This window comes from Chachezhania antarctica (genome assembly GCF_003646465.1).
GTDB lineage: Bacteria > Pseudomonadota > Alphaproteobacteria > Rhodobacterales > Rhodobacteraceae > Chachezhania > Chachezhania antarctica.
In genome coordinates this window covers 140058-156790 of record NZ_QZEX01000001.1, presented here as the reverse complement: position 1 = coordinate 156790, position 16733 = coordinate 140058, and the positions used below count along the sequence as shown (strand labels likewise).

General features: G+C 65.1%; 14 protein-coding genes. 7 read left to right on the top strand and 7 right to left on the bottom strand.

Annotated features, from left to right (window positions below; all coding sequences use genetic code 11):
• Positions 1–33 precede the first annotated feature (33 nt).
• A complete protein-coding gene (locus D4754_RS00835) occupies positions 34–804 on the top strand; it encodes an SDR family NAD(P)-dependent oxidoreductase (protein ID WP_121060688.1) in 771 nt (256 codons plus the stop codon).
• A 56-nt stretch (positions 805–860) separates the two neighbouring features.
• Here the strand turns inward: D4754_RS00835 and D4754_RS00830 are convergent, their stop codons facing one another.
• A complete protein-coding gene (locus D4754_RS00830) occupies positions 861–1043 on the bottom strand; it encodes a zinc-finger domain-containing protein (protein WP_121060686.1) in 183 nt (60 codons plus the stop codon).
• Between the two features lie 404 nt (positions 1044–1447).
• Here D4754_RS00830 and D4754_RS00825 point away from each other — a divergent pair, with 404 nt between their 5' ends.
• Positions 1448–4468, top strand: coding sequence for an error-prone DNA polymerase (locus tag D4754_RS00825; protein ID WP_121060684.1), 3021 nt, complete (start codon positions 1448–1450; stop codon positions 4466–4468).
• An 11-nt stretch (positions 4469–4479) separates the two neighbouring features.
• Here the strand turns inward: D4754_RS00825 and D4754_RS00820 are convergent, their stop codons facing one another.
• Positions 4480–5679, bottom strand: coding sequence for a Hint domain-containing protein (locus D4754_RS00820; RefSeq protein ID WP_240453703.1), 1200 nt, complete (start codon positions 5677–5679; stop codon positions 4480–4482).
• 356 nt (positions 5680–6035) lie between these two features.
• Between D4754_RS00820 and gpmI the strand changes: the two genes are divergently transcribed.
• From gpmI to D4754_RS00805, 3 genes are read left to right on the top strand one after another with little or no spacing between them, the layout of a single operon-like run.
• On the top strand, positions 6036–7556 hold the full coding sequence (gpmI, locus tag D4754_RS00815; protein WP_121060682.1) for a 2,3-bisphosphoglycerate-independent phosphoglycerate mutase: 1521 nt from the start codon (positions 6036–6038) through the stop codon (positions 7554–7556).
• Complete coding sequence (locus tag D4754_RS00810; protein ID WP_121060680.1) at positions 7553–8677, top strand: murein hydrolase activator EnvC family protein; 1125 nt, start codon at positions 7553–7555, stop codon at positions 8675–8677. The genes gpmI and D4754_RS00810 overlap by 4 nt, the downstream gene beginning before the upstream one ends.
• Before the next feature lie 20 nt (positions 8678–8697).
• Positions 8698–10071, top strand: a complete 1374-nt coding sequence (locus D4754_RS00805; protein WP_121060678.1) for a S41 family peptidase — start codon at positions 8698–8700, stop codon at positions 10069–10071.
• A 57-nt stretch (positions 10072–10128) separates the two neighbouring features.
• On the opposite strand, the gene D4754_RS00800 is transcribed toward D4754_RS00805, so the two are convergent.
• The 5 genes from D4754_RS00800 to ilvD form a co-directional block, all read right to left on the bottom strand.
• A complete protein-coding gene (locus D4754_RS00800; protein ID WP_121060676.1) occupies positions 10129–10683 on the bottom strand; it encodes a MarR family winged helix-turn-helix transcriptional regulator in 555 nt (184 codons plus the stop codon).
• Between the two features lie 224 nt (positions 10684–10907).
• On the bottom strand, positions 10908–11279 hold the full coding sequence (locus D4754_RS00795) for a hypothetical protein (RefSeq protein WP_121060674.1): 372 nt from the start codon (positions 11277–11279) through the stop codon (positions 10908–10910).
• Between the two features lie 20 nt (positions 11280–11299).
• Positions 11300–12061, bottom strand: a complete 762-nt coding sequence (locus D4754_RS00790; RefSeq protein ID WP_121060672.1) for a DUF6478 family protein — start codon at positions 12059–12061, stop codon at positions 11300–11302.
• 144 nt (positions 12062–12205) lie between these two features.
• Positions 12206–12799: a hypothetical protein gene (locus D4754_RS00785; protein ID WP_121060671.1), complete on the bottom strand. Its 594-nt coding sequence runs from the start codon at positions 12797–12799 to the stop codon at positions 12206–12208.
• An 11-nt stretch (positions 12800–12810) separates the two neighbouring features.
• Positions 12811–14574, bottom strand: coding sequence for a dihydroxy-acid dehydratase (gene ilvD, locus D4754_RS00780; RefSeq protein WP_121060669.1), 1764 nt, complete (start codon positions 14572–14574; stop codon positions 12811–12813).
• 164 nt (positions 14575–14738) lie between these two features.
• Between ilvD and D4754_RS00775 the strand changes: the two genes are divergently transcribed.
• Together D4754_RS00775 and accD are read left to right on the top strand one after the other, a co-directional pair.
• The gene (locus tag D4754_RS00775) at positions 14739–15635 is read left to right on the top strand and encodes a CPBP family intramembrane glutamic endopeptidase (RefSeq protein WP_240453702.1); all 897 of its coding nucleotides are present in this window, start codon (positions 14739–14741) and stop codon (positions 15633–15635) included.
• Positions 15636–15726: 91 nt separating this feature from the next.
• Positions 15727–16713, top strand: coding sequence for an acetyl-CoA carboxylase, carboxyltransferase subunit beta (gene accD, locus D4754_RS00770; RefSeq protein ID WP_121060667.1), 987 nt, complete (start codon positions 15727–15729; stop codon positions 16711–16713).
• The last annotated feature ends 20 nt before the right edge of the window (positions 16714–16733 follow it).

The window sequence follows — 16733 nt, the reverse complement described above, 5'->3', positions numbered from 1 at the left end:
TGGAGAATGAGTGTTCAATAAAGGAGAGAACCGATGGCCGGACAATCTTACGACGGCAAGGTGGTGGTTCTGACAGGCGCGAACGGCGCCATCGGCATGGCCGCCGCGAAACTGATGGCCGAGCGTGGGGCGCAAATCTTCGCGGTCGACATGCCCGGCACCGACTGGGCCGCGTTTCGCGACGCGGTGGGTCATGAGAACAAGGTCGCCACGACCGAAGCCGACGTGACCCGGGAGGCCGACGTGAAGGCCTATGTCGATGCCGCGGTCGACCGGTTTGGCACGATCGACGTGTTCTTCAACAATGCCGGGATCGAAGGCAAGTACCAGACCATCGACGAACTGGATATCGAGAACCTGGAAAAGGTGCTGGCCGTGAACGTCAAGGGCGTTGCCATGGGCATGAAGTACGTGCTGCCGGTGATGTACAAGGCGGGCAGCGGCGCGATCGTGAACATGTCGTCGGTTGCGGGGCTGGGCGGCTCGCCCGGGCTACTGCCCTATATCACGTCGAAACACGCGGTGATCGGCATGACGCGGACGGCCGCGCTGGAAGCCGGGCCCAAGGGCATACGCGTGAACTGCGTCAACCCCGGCCCGATCGAAAGCCGGATGATGGATTCGATCAATACCGGACAGGGCGACAAGACCTCGGCCCACGAGGCGACGGCGAGCTCGATCGCCATGGGCCGCTACGGCACGCCGGAAGAGGTGGCCGGCATCATGGCCTTCCTTGGCTCGGACGATGCGGGCTACTGCAATGGCGGGTTCTACACCGTCGACGGTGGCCTGACGGCCGCCTGATAGCGTCAGGGCCGGGCTCGGAACGGGGCACTGCCGGGGGCCGACCCCGGCGGTGCCTAGGCAGCCTTGTCGGCGAAGTCCTTGTGGACGAACTTGCAGTCGCAATACCCGCATTCGACGACACCGGTATCGCGCGGGATCTGGAGCCAGACGCGCGGATGCCCCAGTGCCCCTTCGCCGCCATCGCAGGCGATGCGGTAGGTGTCCACGATCTTGGTTTCCGGCGCGTCGATGGTCATCAGGGGCGTCCTTGGCTTCAATGCTGGATTTCCGCCAATCTAGGCGGCGAAAGGGCGCGGGGACAAGGGGGCAAGGCGTCGCTCCGATCCCGCGTCGCCCGCCGCGCCCCCGGGCCGACCCGCCCGCCCACCCGAACGGGCGGTCCCCTGTCGGGGCCCGCCCTCGCCGGCCCGGGGACGCGGCGGGCGATGCGGGGCCTGCGGGCGTACCCTGTGGCACGCGATGGACCGCCTCGGGCGGGAGTATTTGGGAAGAGAAGAAGGGGATTTGCGCCTGTCTTCTTCTCTTCTCCAAATACTCTGGCGGAGCGCGCCCGGAACGGGCGGGCGGGGGCAGCGCCCCCCCTGCGACGGTGAAGCGAGGGACTCCAAAAGAGAACAAAAGGGGAATATGATGGCGGCGGATGTTTGCAGAGCTGTCGATCACCTCGAACTTCACCTTCCTCACCGGGGCGTCTCATCCCGAGGAGATGATGGCGCGCGCCTGTGCGCTGGGGCTGCCGGGCATCGCCGTTGCGGATGACAACTCCGTCGCGGGAATCGTGCGGGCGCATACCGAGGCGCGGACGATCCGGCGGCTGGTGCAGGAGCGGCTGGACTGGGAGGCCGCGCAGGCGCCGATAGGGCCGCCGCGGCCGGATCATATTCCGGCGCCGCCCTCCTTTCCGATCCGGAACGCGCCGCGGCTGATTCCGGCGGCCAAGCTGATTTTCGTTGATGCGCCGCCCGTTACCGTTCTGCCGCGCACGCGGACGGGGTGGGGGGCGCTGTGCCGGATCCTGTCTGCCGGTCGGCTGAAGGCTGGGAAGGGGGACTGCATCCTGCACCTGTCCGACCTGCTGGAAGGGGGGCGGGATCTTGAGCTTCTGCTGTGGCCCGGAGAGGCGCCCGTCGCCGGCTGGGCGCCGCATCTGCGCGCCCTGCGCCAGCGGTTCCCGGGCGCGCTGCACCTGCTGCTGACGCCGCGTTATGACGGGACCGACAGCATGCGATTCGTTTCGCTGGCGGAGGAGGCGCGGCGGATGGGGCTGCCGGTGCTCGCCAGCGCCGCGCCCTTGATGCATCGCGGGCAGCGGCGGCGGATGGCCGATGTGCTGACCGCGATCCGCCTGAAATGCCGGGTCGAGGCGCTGGGCCGCAATGCGCTGGCCAATGCCGAACGCCGGTTGCGCAGCGAGGCCGAGATGCGACGGCTGTTCCGGGGCCACGAAGACGCGGTCGATGCGGCGGGTCGGCTGATGAAACAGCTGACCTTTTCGCTGGACGAGCTGCGCTATGAATACCCGTCCGAAGTGGCCGAGGGCGAAAGCCCCGCCCAGCGGCTGCACCGGCTGGCGCACGAGGGGCTGGCCTGGCGCTATCCCGGCGGCGCGCCCGAGCGGGTGCAGAAGATGATGGCGCACGAGCTCGACCTGATCGGCAAGCTGAAATACGAACCCTATTTCCTGACCGTCCGCGATATCGTCCACTTTGCCCGGTCCCGCGATATCCTGTGCCAGGGGCGCGGGTCGGCGGCGAATTCGGTGGTGTGCTACTGCCTTGGCGTGACCTCGGTCAGCCCGGAAATGGGCACGATGGTGTTCGAGCGCTTCGTGTCGGAAGCGCGTGACGAGCCCCCCGACATCGACGTCGATTTCGAACATGAACGGCGCGAGGAAGTGATCCAGTGGATCTACGAACGCTATGGCCGCCACCGCGCGGGCCTGTGCGCGACCGTGATCCACTACCGCGGCAAGCGCGCGATCCGCGAGGTGGGGCGCGCCATGGGCCTTTCCGACGACACGATTTCGGCCATGTCCTCGCAGCTCTGGGGCTTCTTCGCGCCGCAGGGGATGGAGCCGCACCGGATGCGCGAGATCGGACTGGATCCGACCGACCGCCGCCTGCAGCAGACCATGCAGCTGGTCTACGAGATCGACGGCTTCCCGCGGCACCTGTCCCAGCATGTCGGCGGCTTCATCATCACCGAAGGCCGGCTGGACGAACTCGTCCCAATCGAGAACGCGGCGATGGAGGACCGGACGGTCATCTGCTGGGACAAGGACGATATCGACACGCTGGGCATCCTGAAGGTCGACGTTCTGTCGCTTGGGATGCTGACCTGCATCCGCAAGGCGTTCGACCTGCTGGCGATGCATCACCGCGAGCAGCACACGCTGGCGACGCTCCCGCCGGAGGATCCGGCGGTGTACGACATGCTGTGCAAGGCGGATTCGGTGGGAGTCTTCCAGGTGGAAAGCCGGGCGCAGATGAACTTCCTGCCCCGGATGAAGCCCCGAAACTTCTATGACCTGGTGATCGAGGTCGCGATCATCCGTCCCGGGCCCATTCAGGGCGACATGGTGCACCCGTTCATAAGGCGACGGAACGGGGAGGAGGAGGTATCGTTCCCGTCGGATGCGCTGGGCGAGGTGCTGGGCAAGACGCTGGGCGTGCCTTTGTTCCAGGAGCAGGCGATGCAGATCGCCATCATCGGCGCGGGCTTCACGCCGGACCAGGCCGACAGGCTGCGGAGGTCGCTGGCGACGTTCAAGAAGCACGGCAATGTCAGCGACTTCCGGTCGATGTTCCTGAAGGGGATGATCCGGAACGGCTATGATCAGGAGTTCGCGGAACGCTGCTTTTCCCAGATCGAGGGCTTCGGGTCCTACGGCTTCCCCGAAAGCCACGCGGCGAGTTTCGCGCTGCTGGTCTATGCCTCGGCCTGGCTCAAGTGCCATTACCCGGGGATCTTCGCCTGCGCGCTGCTGAATTCGCAGCCGATGGGGTTCTATGCCCCGGCCCAGATCGTGCGGGATGCGCGGGAACATAGGGTCGATGTGCGGCCCGTCTGCGTGAACGAAAGCTACTGGGACAACGTGATGGAACCCGACGGCCGCGGCGGGCTGGCGCTGCGCCTGGGCTTCCGGCAGATCAAGGGCTTTTCGGAAGAGGACGCCGCCTGGCTGACGGCGGCGCGGGGGAATGGCTACCGCGAGGTATCGGCCCTCTGGCGCCGGGCCGGGATGAAACCGGCGGTGCTGGAACGGCTGGCCGAGGCGGATGCGTTCCATTCGCTGGGCATTTCGCGCCGGGAAGCACTGTGGGAAGCCAAGGCGATTGCTGCGGACAAGCCCCTGCCGCTGTTTGCCGGGGACCTGGGGGGCGAGACGTTCGACGAACCTCAGGCGGATCTGCCGGTGATGAGCCTGGGCGAGGAAGTGGTGGAGGATTACGTCGCCACCCGGCTGAGCCTGAAGGCGCATCCGGTGGCGTTGCTCAGGGATATGCTGACACCCCCGGCGGGGAAAGCCGCTTTCGAAATGGGCCACGCCGGCCCACGGGGGGGCAGGTCGGCGCGGCCCGACGTGCCGCCAGGTGGGACATGGTCTGGCGGGGCACGAACTGTCCCGGACGGAAGCAAGGGGCCCCGTGGGGAGGAATGACTATTGCGCTTTCAATTCAGAGAGCGTGTGGAGGGCGGCGGCATCGATTCGGGCCTGGAAAACAGGCGCTTGGCATTCTTGTTGTGCCGGAAAAGGGTCTTGTCGTTTTCCTTGCGCCTGAGAATGCGGCGCGCGGGTGTCGGGACGTGGTCCGGCAGAATGATTTCAGGGAAAATAGAGGCCAGTTCGCGCAGCTGCGCCGCGCCCAGGGCTTTCAGGGCCATAGGGCCGGTCAGCATGCTTTCGGAAACGGCCCCGTTGGCCCAGACCAGTTCGTGCCGATCCAGCAGGAAATGAAAGTACTCGACAGACGGGGAGTCGTCGACGGCAATGCCCGCGTAGCCCAAAAGCATCTTGGCGGCGACCAGCACCTCGTCCGTGTCGAACATCCGCCGGATGATCTTGGATGACAGAACGACCCGGTGCTGGGGAGAGACGACAAGATCCTCGGACGGATACCCGTCCCCCAGTGCCCCTGCCGGAATACGGATCGGCCGCAATTCGGGGTACGCGTTCAGATCGCCCCGGCGAAGCTTGCGCGACGAAATCCAGCGAATCGGCTGCGGGCCGTGATCGACGGTTTCGACAAGATCGCCTTCGCAGAGCGTTTCGATCCTCCGCGGCCCCGACGGTGTCGCGATCAGGGTGCCGCGGATGAAACAGGGGACGACGGGATCGACGATGTTGGCATCGATGGTCAGCTGGTTGTCTGGGCTGATCGTGTTGTCGACGGGCGCGCGAATCTCGCCGACCGTGAACGGATCGTTGTCTGTCGCGAAGTAGAGGTTCCCGCCAATGTCGCCGGCGGGCGTTCCCGGATTGAGCGGATCGTAGGGAACAGGATAGGCCGTCAGGTTCTGGTTGATCTTCGCCATATCCTGCCCGGACTGGTTGTCACGGGAAAGGGGAGAGTTGTTGTTCTGATCAACGACCTGGTATTCCGGCGTGCCATCCCCGTCGGCATCGATGAACATGGAAACCGGCTGGGTGCCGCTTGCGATCCAGTACTCCGGCACACCGTCGGGCGGGTCCGAGATGTCGGAATAGAACAGGTCGGCATCGTCGATTTCGATCGTGAAGACCGCATCCGACGTATCGGAATAGCCCTGATTGTTCAGAAAATCGACCACGGGCAGCGACGAGACTTCAAGACCGCCACCGACGTTGTTGCCTTGGGCAATCGTATCGACGCTGAAAGTCAGGGTGGCCAAGGTTAGATCTTCCCAAGTCGAAGCTATTAATTGTATACGATCATAGCAATTGGAGCGGATAGCACAAGAAAGTACTGCAACTTTAACGACACTAACGCGCTTAATCTGCAACCTGAATATAACAAATGTGTGATATGGCGCTAGTTTCCCGGGACATTCAGGACGATATCGTTTCGCTCGCACAACTTGGACGTGTTGCACGAAAACGCGGCATGGCAGAGACGGCCCCTTCCAACGCCCCTGTGAACGGGTGTTCACGCCCCGGCGGCCATGCGATTCATTTTGCCGAGTTGGCGGTTCCGTTCGCTGCCGTGCAGCGTTAGAAGGCCCTGACATGTGACGTGAAGGGTCGAAAAATGGCAGCACCGAAACCTGTGGTTCTCTGCATTCTCGACGGCTGGGGCCTGTCCGACGTGACCGAGGCCAACGCCCCCCATCTGGCGCACACCCCGGCCTTCGACCGGATCATGGCGACCTGTCCCAACGCCAGGCTGACGACCCATGGCACGGATGTCGGCCTGCCCGCCGGGCAGATGGGCAACTCGGAAGTCGGCCACATGAACATCGGCGCGGGCCGCGTCGTGGCGATGGACCTTGGCCAGATCGACCTTGCCATCGAATCCGGCGCGTTCTTCGAAAACGATGCGCTGCAGGCCTTCATCGCCGCGCTGAAGGATACGGGCGGCACCGCGCACCTGATGGGGCTGGTCTCTGATGGTGGCGTGCACGGGTCGCTCGACCACCTGAACGCCGCCGTGAAGGCGATCACCGATGCGGGCGTGCCGGTCGTGATCCACGCCATGACCGACGGGCGCGACGTGGCGCCAAGTTCGGCCGAAGGCTTTGTCGCCAACCTTGAAGCGCACCTGCCGGACAACGCGACCATCGGCACCGTCGTGGGCCGGTACTTCGCCATGGACCGGGACAAGCGTTGGGACCGGGTTGCACAGGCCTATGACGCGATAATCAACGGCAAGGCGCCGCATGTCGCGCCCACGGCGACCTCGGCCGTCGTGGTGGGATACGAGCGCGGCCAGACCGACGAGTTCATCGAACCGACGGTGCTGGGGGACTTCCGCGGCGTGCAGGACGGCGACGGCGTCTTCTGTCTGAACTTCCGCGCCGACCGCGCGCGCGAGATCCTGGCCGCCATCGGCGATCCCGATTTCAGCGACTTCGATACCGGTCCCCGCCCGAAACTGGCCGGATTGCTGGGCATGGTCGAATATTCCGACAGCCACAACGCCTACATGACCACCGCCTATCCCAAGGCGGAAATCGTCAACACGCTGGGCGCATGGGTCGCCAAGCAGGGGCTGCGCCAGTTCCGCCTGGCCGAGACCGAGAAGTATCCGCACGTGACCTTCTTCCTCAACGGCGGGGTCGAGGTGCCCGAGGGCGGCGAGGACAGGTTCATGCCGCTGTCCCCCAAGGTGGCGACGTATGACCTGCAACCCGAAATGTCGTCGGGCGAGGTGACGGAGACGTTCGTGTCCGCCATTGAAGACGGATACGACCTGATCGTGACGAACTATGCCAACCCCGACATGGTGGGCCATACTGGCGATCTTCAGGCCGCGATCAAGGCATGCGAGGCGGTCGATGCCGGGCTGGGGCAGGTGATCGAGGCGGTCACGAAAGCCGGCGGCGCGATGATCGTCACCGCGGATCATGGCAATTGCGAGATGATGGTCGATCCCGTGACCGGCGGGCCGCATACCGCGCATACCACCAACCTTGTGCCGGTGATTCTGGTCGGTGGGCCGGAAGGTGCCACCCTGCGTGACGGACGGCTGGCGGATCTGTCGCCGACTCTGCTAGGGTTGATGGGTCTCGACACACCGCCCCAGATGACGGGAAAAAGCCTCCTTACATGACCTTTCGCCTTGCCGCTTACTGCCTTTGCCTTGCGGTTGCCCTGCCGGGTGCCGGACGGACGGGTCCGGCCGAAGATGCCCGCGCGGCGGTTGAAAACCTCGAAGCCGCGGCAGCGCAGCTGGATCAGGCCGAAACCGGGCGCGACAGGGTTCTGGCACTGTCCGAAACCGTCCGCGCGTTCGAGGCGGGGCTCGCCGCCCTGCGCGACGGTGTGCGCCGCGCCGCGGATCGCGAGGCAGAGCTCAGCCGGTCGCTGGAGGCACGGGAAGAGGAAACCGCCGCGCTGGCAGGCACGCTGATGGCCATCGCCGCGGCGCCACCCCCGGTTCTGATGGCGCACCCGGACGGGCCGCTGGGCGCGGCGCGGTCGGGCATGATGCTGGCGGAGCTCACCCCGGCGCTGGAAGCGCGTTCCGAACAGCTGCGCCAGGACGTGCTGGAAATGCGCGATCTGCGCCTGTTGCAGGAAACTGCGGCCGATACGCTGCGCGAAGGCCTGGCCGGCGTGCAGGAGGCGCGCGCCGAGCTGAGCCTTGCCATGGCCGACCGCACCGACCTGCCCAAGCGTTTTACCGAAGACCCGATCCGCGTCGCCCTGCTGATCGCGGCCTCCGAAACGCTCGACGGGTTCGCCAGCGGACTGGCCAGCCTGACCGAGGCCGAGATCGAAGCGGCAGAGCCGGGGGTCGATGCAGCGAAGGGCACGCTTGATCTGCCGGTCACCGGGCGCATTCTGCGCCGCGCGGGCGAAACGGACGCGGCCGGCATCACCCGGCCCGGCATCGTGATCGCCACGCGATCCCGCGCGCTGGTGGTTTCGCCCACGGCGGCGACGGTACGTTATGTGGGGCCTTTGCTCGACCTCGGAAACGTCGTCATGCTGGAACCCGCGCCCGGCACATTATTCATTCTCTCCGGCCTCGCCGAGGTGTACGGTCAGGCCGGAGACGTGCTGCCTGCCGGAGCTCCCGTGGGACTGATGGGCGGGCCGGCGCCGGATCCCGATGCCGTCTTGTCACCAATCGGTGAAGGTGGTGGAAGTGTCAGCCCGGAAACGCTCTATATGGAAGTCAGACAGGACGGCGCGCCGGTCGACCCGGAGAGCTGGTTTCGGACCTAGTAGGATTGGACAAGCGAAACATGAAGAAATTCGTCATCGCCGCCGCATGCGGCACCCTGGCAGGCATCGTGGCCACGACGCAGATCGCCGGTCCTCTGGTCGCGCAGGAGAGCTCCCAGAGCGCCTCGGTCTATGAACAGCTCGACCTGTTCGGCGACATCTTCGAACGCATCCGCGCGCAATATGTCGAGGATGTGGACGAGGGCGAGCTGATCGAAGCCGCCATCGACGGCATGCTGACATCGCTCGATCCGCATTCCAGCTACCTGTCACCCGACGACGCCGACGACATGCGGGTGAAGACCCGCGGTGAATTCGGCGGTCTGGGCATCGAGGTGACCCAGGAAGACGGCTTCGTTAAGGTCGTGTCCCCCATCGACGAGACCCCGGCGGACGAGGCCGGGATCGAAGCGGGCGATTTCATCACCCATGTCGATGGTGAAAGCGTGCTGGGCCTGACGCTGGACGAAGCGGTCGACCTGATGCGCGGGCCGGTCGGGTCCGAGATCATCATCACCATCGTCCGGGAAGGGGAAGAAGAACCCTTCGATGTCTCGATCATCCGCGACACGATCAAGCTGACGGCGGTACGGACCCGCACCGAAGGCGACACCGTGGTGCTGCGGGTGACGACGTTCAACGACCAGACGACGCCGAACCTGAAGGCCGGTCTGGAAGAACAGATCGAAGCCGCAGGCGGGATGGACAACGTCAACGGCATCGTGCTCGACCTGCGCAACAACCCGGGCGGGCTGTTGAACGAGGCGATCAGCGTGTCGGACGCGTTCCTGGACGAAGGCGAGATCGTGTCGACGCGCGGTCGTGACCCCAAGGACGGCGAACGCTTCAACGCCACCGCGGGCGACATGGCCAATGGCAAGCCGATGGTCGTGCTGATCAACGGTGGCTCGGCCTCGGCTTCGGAAATCGTGGCGGGCGCGCTGCAGGATCACCGCCGCGCGATCGTCGTGGGCACCAAGAGCTTCGGCAAGGGATCGGTTCAGACGGTCATGCCCCTGCGGGGCGACGGCGCGATGCGCCTGACCACGGCACGCTATTACACGCCGTCGGGCCGTTCGATCCAGGCACTGGGCGTGTCGCCCGACATCGTCGTGCAGCAGCCGCGCCGTCAGCCGGAAGTCGAAGAAGAAGAATCCCCGCTGTCCGCCATCAGCCGGACCCGTTCGGAAGGCGACCTGCGCGGACGGCTGGACAATGACAGCCTGAGCGAGGACGAGCTGCGCCAGATCGAGGAAGACCGCGCCAAGGCGGAAGCGGCCGCCAAGCTGCGGGAAGAGGATTACCAGTTGGCCTATGCCATCGACATCCTCAAGGGCCTGTCGAAACTGTCTGGCAGCCCGGCAACGGTGCTGGAACAAGCGAACGACGAGTAACGAAAGGCCCCGCGGGATGCACCTGCGGGGCCTTTTCGTCTGTCGGTGGCAGGCACGTCAGCTGGACGTGCCCGACCTGGGATAACCGCCGAAATTCTCGTTGATGAACTCCAGATCCTCGCTTGTCGCGACGTGGCTCAGGACCTCGTAGAAACCTTCCACGGCGGCAGGGCCTGCCGCCTCGAACGCGCGGTTCAGACGTTCGGTCTGAAGCTTGGCTAGCCTCTCGAACAGTTCCTTGCCGGCATCGGTCGCGTAATGGAGCCGCTGGCGGCGATCTGCGGACGAAACCTTCTGTTCCACTAAACCGCCGTCGATCAGTTCGCGCATGGGGCGGTTCAGCGCCTGGTTGGTGATCCGCAGGATGCGGGTGATCTCGCCCGAGGTGACACCGGGTTTTTGCGAGCAGATGTAGAGAACACGGTGATGCGTCCGGCCGAGATCGAGATCGAGATCGGCGAGCTGCCTGTCGGCGTCCGCGGTCAGGTTCAACTGGGAAAAGAAGTGCAGCGCCAATCCCGTCAAGAGTTCCTCGAACGACCAGCCGTCCCGCGGCGTGCCCGAAACATCGTCGAGCGGCGCCATCCCCTGTGATCCCATGGTTTTATCCATTCATTTGCTTATTGATAAATATACTCTAGCACACCGTTATGAAACGAATGGAACTTTCCGCCTTGCCCGGCGAACCGGGCATTTGCGAAAGATCCTGCCACAGGATGCCGCGTTTTCGTACATTTACGAAACGTCACCGGCGAATTCTGCCCGACCGTCTTCGTTCTATTAACATTCCGCACATCGGAAATGCGCGGTTTCCACCTGTAACCCGTACATACACACTACATTGTTTCGAGACAATGCCGGCGAAATGCCCGTTTCAGCATGTCCAGCTCCTCGCGCAGGAGATCGACTTCGGCCCGCAGATCCTCGCCCGCGGCCTCGCCCGCGATCAGCGAGAAGGTGCCCAGTTTGCTGTCGTCGGCCCCGTCGCGCACCATGAATGTCTGCACCCCGTCCGTGATGGATTCGGGCGGAATGCGGACTTTCAGCAGCCATCCGCCTTCGGTTGGGTCCTGGGAAAGCTCGACACTGTCGACGGTTTCGCCATGCAGGGTGACATGGATCTGCGGTCTGTCCCGGCTTTCCCCCTTGATCTGGGCTTCCCATGTACCGTTGCGCAGACGGATCGGGGTGAGGGTCAGATCGCTCATCTCGTGGGTCCTTTCACCGGTCAGATCGACGCCCGCATATAACGCGCGAAAGTCACGTCGCGCAAAATGATCTGATTCATTTCCGGCGCCTCAAAGATGAGATCCAGCCACACCTTTTCAATTCGCCGTTCATTCAATTTCGAATAGGCCAGATCGAAATCGACGCTGACATCTTCTTCGTGCAACGGCAATTCCCGGACAACCTGTTCGGTATTGGGCCCGTGCCGGACATTTAACCTGGCAAATATTTCCAGCGGCTTTTCGGATTCGATGATCGTGTTCACCCGGATCAGGTTCGATCTCGAAAGCCCCTTGGCCGCGTCGTTGGGCAGGTCGATCACCAGCGACAGGAACGAACCGTCGAACCGGAAGACATCCAGCCGCAAGCCGAAGGCGGCGAGATCGTCCGGCCGCAGGTTCCGGATCTGGCGCAGAGTGACCTCGGACACATCGCAATCGTGGAACAGTGTCGCTTCGTTGCCGAAAGGGGCGCGGGTCGGGACGGCGGCAAGGCCGGGCTTTGTCAGTGGGCCGCGCCACGCTTCCGGGCGCCACGCCCAGTCGGTGCCGTGGGGCTTCTGGAACTGTGAGCTGTCGATCCGGGGCAGTGCCAGCCGTCCGTCGGCCACATGGATCAGGCGGTCGATATGGGCGCGCAGCTGGCGTGCGCGGGTGCGCTGGGCCTTCAGGGTCGTCAGCGAGACGGTCGGCGCGTCGCGCGCGGCCTTGCGCCAGCGGCGCACGGTGCGGCGGTGCAGAAACAGGTCGAAGAAACTGGCCATGTTCGACTCCGTTGCAGTTGCCGTGCGCTTGAATTCTCGATGTGACGCTGGGCGTCAGGTGTAGAAAGTGCCGGTCGTGGCGTCAAACATGCCCGTAAAGAAAGCGGAGTGGGCGGGAGTTTGGGCCACGGTGCCGCCGGTCCGTCACGCCGCGTCTTCGTCGTCTGCCGGCGCGGTTGGCGGTGCGCTGGTCGCCCGCGACAGGCGCGCGATCTGGGACAGGAGCGCCGCACCGCCATCGCCCAGGGCCGCGCTGTCGGGCGCTGCATAAAGCGTCAGGCCCACAAGCTGGCCGCCGGCGGCAAAGACGCCCCGCCAGCGCGTGGGGCTTGCGCCCGCGATGTCGGTTTCGCCTTCACGGATCTGCACCAGCGACAGCCCCTCACGCCCCGGTCGCGCAACGGCTCCCCGGCCGCTGGCCCGGGCGAGGGCGCTTGCGCCGGGCACGCTCTGGCCTTCCGCCATGGGCGCCGTCGTCACGGTGATCAGCGCTGGCGGTTTGCCCGCGCCCGCGTTGCCGGGGCAGCGGGCGATCAGGGCGAAGCTTTGCTCGGCCCCGTTTTCGACCGAATTGCGGTCGATGCAATAGCCGGCCGGGGCGACAAGGGTCAGCGCGCCCCCCGCCAACTGCGTTTCGGCCTGCGACGCGCCAAGGGACAGCCCGGCCCCTTCGGTACAGGCCGCAAGGCCCAGGGCGACAATTGCCGCCGTGAGCAGGGGTATGATGCGAAATGCCATGCGGACCCGGATCAGAGATCCATGTAGATGTGCTTTTCCGCGTCGCCGCCGGGATGGGTCACCGCGCCCTTGTAGGTCGCACCCACAAGTTGCGCGTATTTCCACAGCGCGCCCGAGGCATAGATCGTGTCGCGCGGGCCTTTCCAGTCGGCCTTGCGGGCATCCAGCTCCTCGTCCGTCAGGTCGACCGAGATTTCGCCGTTGATCGCGTCGATGGTGATCACGTCGCCATCCTTCAGCATCGCGATCGGTCCGCCATAGGCGGCTTCGGGGCCAACATGACCCACACAGAACCCGCGCGTCGCGCCCGAGAACCGGCCATCGGTGATCAGCGCCACCTTCTTGCCCATGCCCTGGCCGGACAGGGCCGCGGTGGTCGCCAGCATCTCGCGCATGCCGGGCCCGCCGGACGGGCCTTCGTTGCGGATGACGATCACTTCGCCTTCCTTGTAGCCGCGCTGCTTGACGGCTTCGAACGCGTCTTCTTCGCATTCGAAGACGCGGGCGGGGCCGACGAAACGCTGATGCTGGGGCTCGATACCCGCAACCTTCACGATGGCGCCTTCGGGGGCGAGGTTGCCCTTCAGGCCCACCACGCCGCCGGTTTTCGTCAGCGGCGTGTCGATCGGGTAGATCACGCGGCCATCGGCCTCGCGTGCGATCTGGTCAAGCTCCTCGCTGATGGACCGGCCGGTGGCGGTCATGCAGTCTTCGTGGATCAGGCCTGCCTTGCGCAGTTCCTTCATCACCACGGGGATGCCGCCGGCATCGTACAGGTCCTTGGCCACGTACTGGCCGCCCGGCTTCAGGTCGACGAAATAGGGCGTGTCGCGGAAGATCTCGCAGACGTCTTCGAGGAAGAAGTCGATCCCGGCTTCATGCGCGATGGCAGGCAGGTGCAGGCCGGCATTGGTCGACCCGCCGGTGCAGGCCACCACGCGCGCCGCGTTTTCCAGCGACTGGCGGGTGACGATGTCCCGCGCGCGGATGTTCTTTTCCAGCAGGTTCATCACCGCCTGGCCCGACGCTTCGGCGAACTGGTCGCGGCTTTCATAGGGGGCGGGCATGCCGGACGAGTTCATAAGCGCAAGCCCGATGGCCTCGGACACGCAGGCCATGGTGTTCGCGGTGAACTGGCCGCCGCAGGCACCGGCCGACGGGCAGGCGACGCGTTCCAGCATGTCCAGCGCGGCATCCGACATTTCGTGGTTCTGGTGACGGCCCACGGCTTCGAACATGTCCTGCACGGTCAGGTCGCGTGTGCGGAAATCCTCGGGGATTTCGTCGTCCTGCGGGGCCTTGCCCGGCAGGATCGACCCGCCATAGATGAAGACGGAGGGCACGTTCAGCCGGACCATTGCCATCATCATTCCCGGCAGGGACTTGTCACAGCCCGCAAGACCGACGAGCGCGTCATAGCAGTGCCCGCGCATCGTGAGCTCAACCGTGTCGGCGATGGCTTCTCGTGAGGCCAGGGATGATCGCATGCCTTCATGGCCCATGGCGATGCCATCGGTGACGGTGATCGTGGTGAATTCCCGCGGGGTGCCATCGGCGGCCTTCACGCCCAGCTTCACGGCCTGGGCCTGACGGTTCAGCGCGATGTTGCAGGGGGCCGCTTCGTTCCAGCAGGTGGCGACGCCGACCAGTGGCTGGTGGATCTCCTCCTCGGACATGCCCATGGCATAATAATAGGACCGGTGCGGAGCGCGCGCAGGACCTTCGGTCACGTGGCGGCTGGGCAGCTTGGACTTGTCGAATTTGCGCTTGAGCATCGCGGGCCTCCCGAGGTCTTGGCGTGTGTGGCGTTGGCATAGCGCGACCGACACCGGACGTACAAGCGCGAAGGCCCGCCGATGCAGACGCGCTTGCCGCTTTCGGGCGGGCGGGACAATCGCTAGAGTCGCGTTTCTCCCCACCTCGCGCACATCGGATTCCCATGCGACCCGCCCCCTACAGCGCCCACGAGATCTTCGTCGCCCCCGCCCGCGCGCGACCCCAGCTTTGGCGCTTGCTTGTCACGCTGGCGGTGGCAGCGCTGGCGTTCTTCGGGCTGAACTCGGCGGTGGGTGCCATCCTGTCGAGGGTCTTCCCCGACCTCTGGTGGACCATTGCGCAGGACGGTGTCACCGGCACGACGCCCGTGGGGCTTCTGTTCATTCTTTACTGGTTCGGAATCATGGCGGTGGCCACCGGGCTGGCGGTGCGGGTGGTGCAGGGACGTTCGCCTGCCGGACTGATCGGGCCGTGGCGGCTTTTCCTTGGCCAGTTCATCCGCGTCTTCGGCGCCGTTCTGGTGCTGAGCATCGTGGTCGCCGCCCTGCCGCCCTATGATTACGGCGGCCCGCTGAAGCCGAACCTTGCCTTCGGGCTGTGGGCCTCTCTCCTGCCACTGGCGATCCCGGCGATCTTCGTGCAGGTCGCGACCGAGGAGATCGTCTTTCGCGGCTTCCTTCAGCAAAGCCTTGCCGCGCGGTTCCGCCAGCCTGTCATCTGGCTGTGCCTGCCGTCGGCGCTGTTCGCGGCGGGCCATTATGCCCCGACCGATATGGGTGACACCGCGCTGCTATATGTCGGCTGGACCTTTGCCTTCGGCGTGATGATGGCCGACCTGACGGCGCGGGCCGGCACGCTGGGCCCGGCCATCGCCATCCACTTCGTCAACAATCTGGCGGCCATCCTCCTGGTCTCGCTGCCCGACAGCCTGAACGGATTGGCGCTGTATCTGGTGCCTTACGACCTGTCCGAAGGCAGCGGTGCACAAGCCTGGCTTATGGTGGATTTCGCCGCGGTTATCGTGATGTGGCTGACGGCGCGGGTTGTCCTGCGCAGATAGGCAGGATAACCGCCCACCGATTGATTTCGGACCGGCGGCAGTCTATCTGAAGCCGGAACTTTGACGCGAACAGGGCACGGCAGGAACCACGATGAACTGGATCACGAACTACGTTCGGCCGCGGATCAACTCCATTTTCTCCCGCCGCGAGATGCCCGAGAACCTGTGGCTGAAATGCGAAAGCTGCGGGTCGATGCTGTTTCACCGCGAACTCAGCGACAATCTGAACGTCTGCACCAATTGCGGCCATCACATGCTGATCACCCCGCGTGACAGGTTCTCTGCGCTGTTCGATGGCGGCGCCTTTGCCGAAATCGCGGTGCCCGAACCCATTGCCGACCCGTTGGCGTTCCGCGATCAGAAACGCTACCCCGAACGGCTGCGCACCGCGCAACGGTCGACGGGCGAGAAAGAGGCGATGCTTGTCGCCACGGGCGAAATCGGGCGTACTCCCATCGTTGCCGCCGCGCAGGACTTTACCTTCATGGGCGGGTCGATGGGCATGTACGTGGGCAACGCCATCATCGCCGCCGCGGAAGAGGCGGTGAAGCTGCACCGCCCGCTGATCCTGTTTGCCGCCGCCGGGGGCGCGCGGATGCAGGAAGGCATCCTGTCGCTGATGCAGATGCCCCGGTCGACCGTGGCCGTGGAAATGCTGAAGGAAGCCGGCCTTCCCTATATCGTCGTGCTGACCCACCCGACATCCGGCGGCGTGACCGCGTCCTACGCGATGCTGGGCGATGTCCAGATCGCGGAACCCGGTGCGCTTATCTGCTTTGCAGGCCCCCGCGTGATCGAACAGACGATCCGAGAAAAGCTGCCCGAAGGGTTCCAGCGCGCCGAATACCTGCTGGATCACGGGATGCTGGACCGGGTCACCCCGCGCGGCCAGATGCGCGACGAACTGATCACGATCACCCGCATGCTGCTGGGCCTGCCGCCCGCCGTGCGCGGCGATCTTCCGCCGCCGGACAAGGTCGATCCTGTCCCCGCGCCGCCCGAACCGGTCGCGCCCGATGCCACAGCCGAGGCCGCCGAAGGCGCGCCCGACACTGCCGAGAAGACAGCCACAAAATGACACCAAGTTATCTCCCGGGG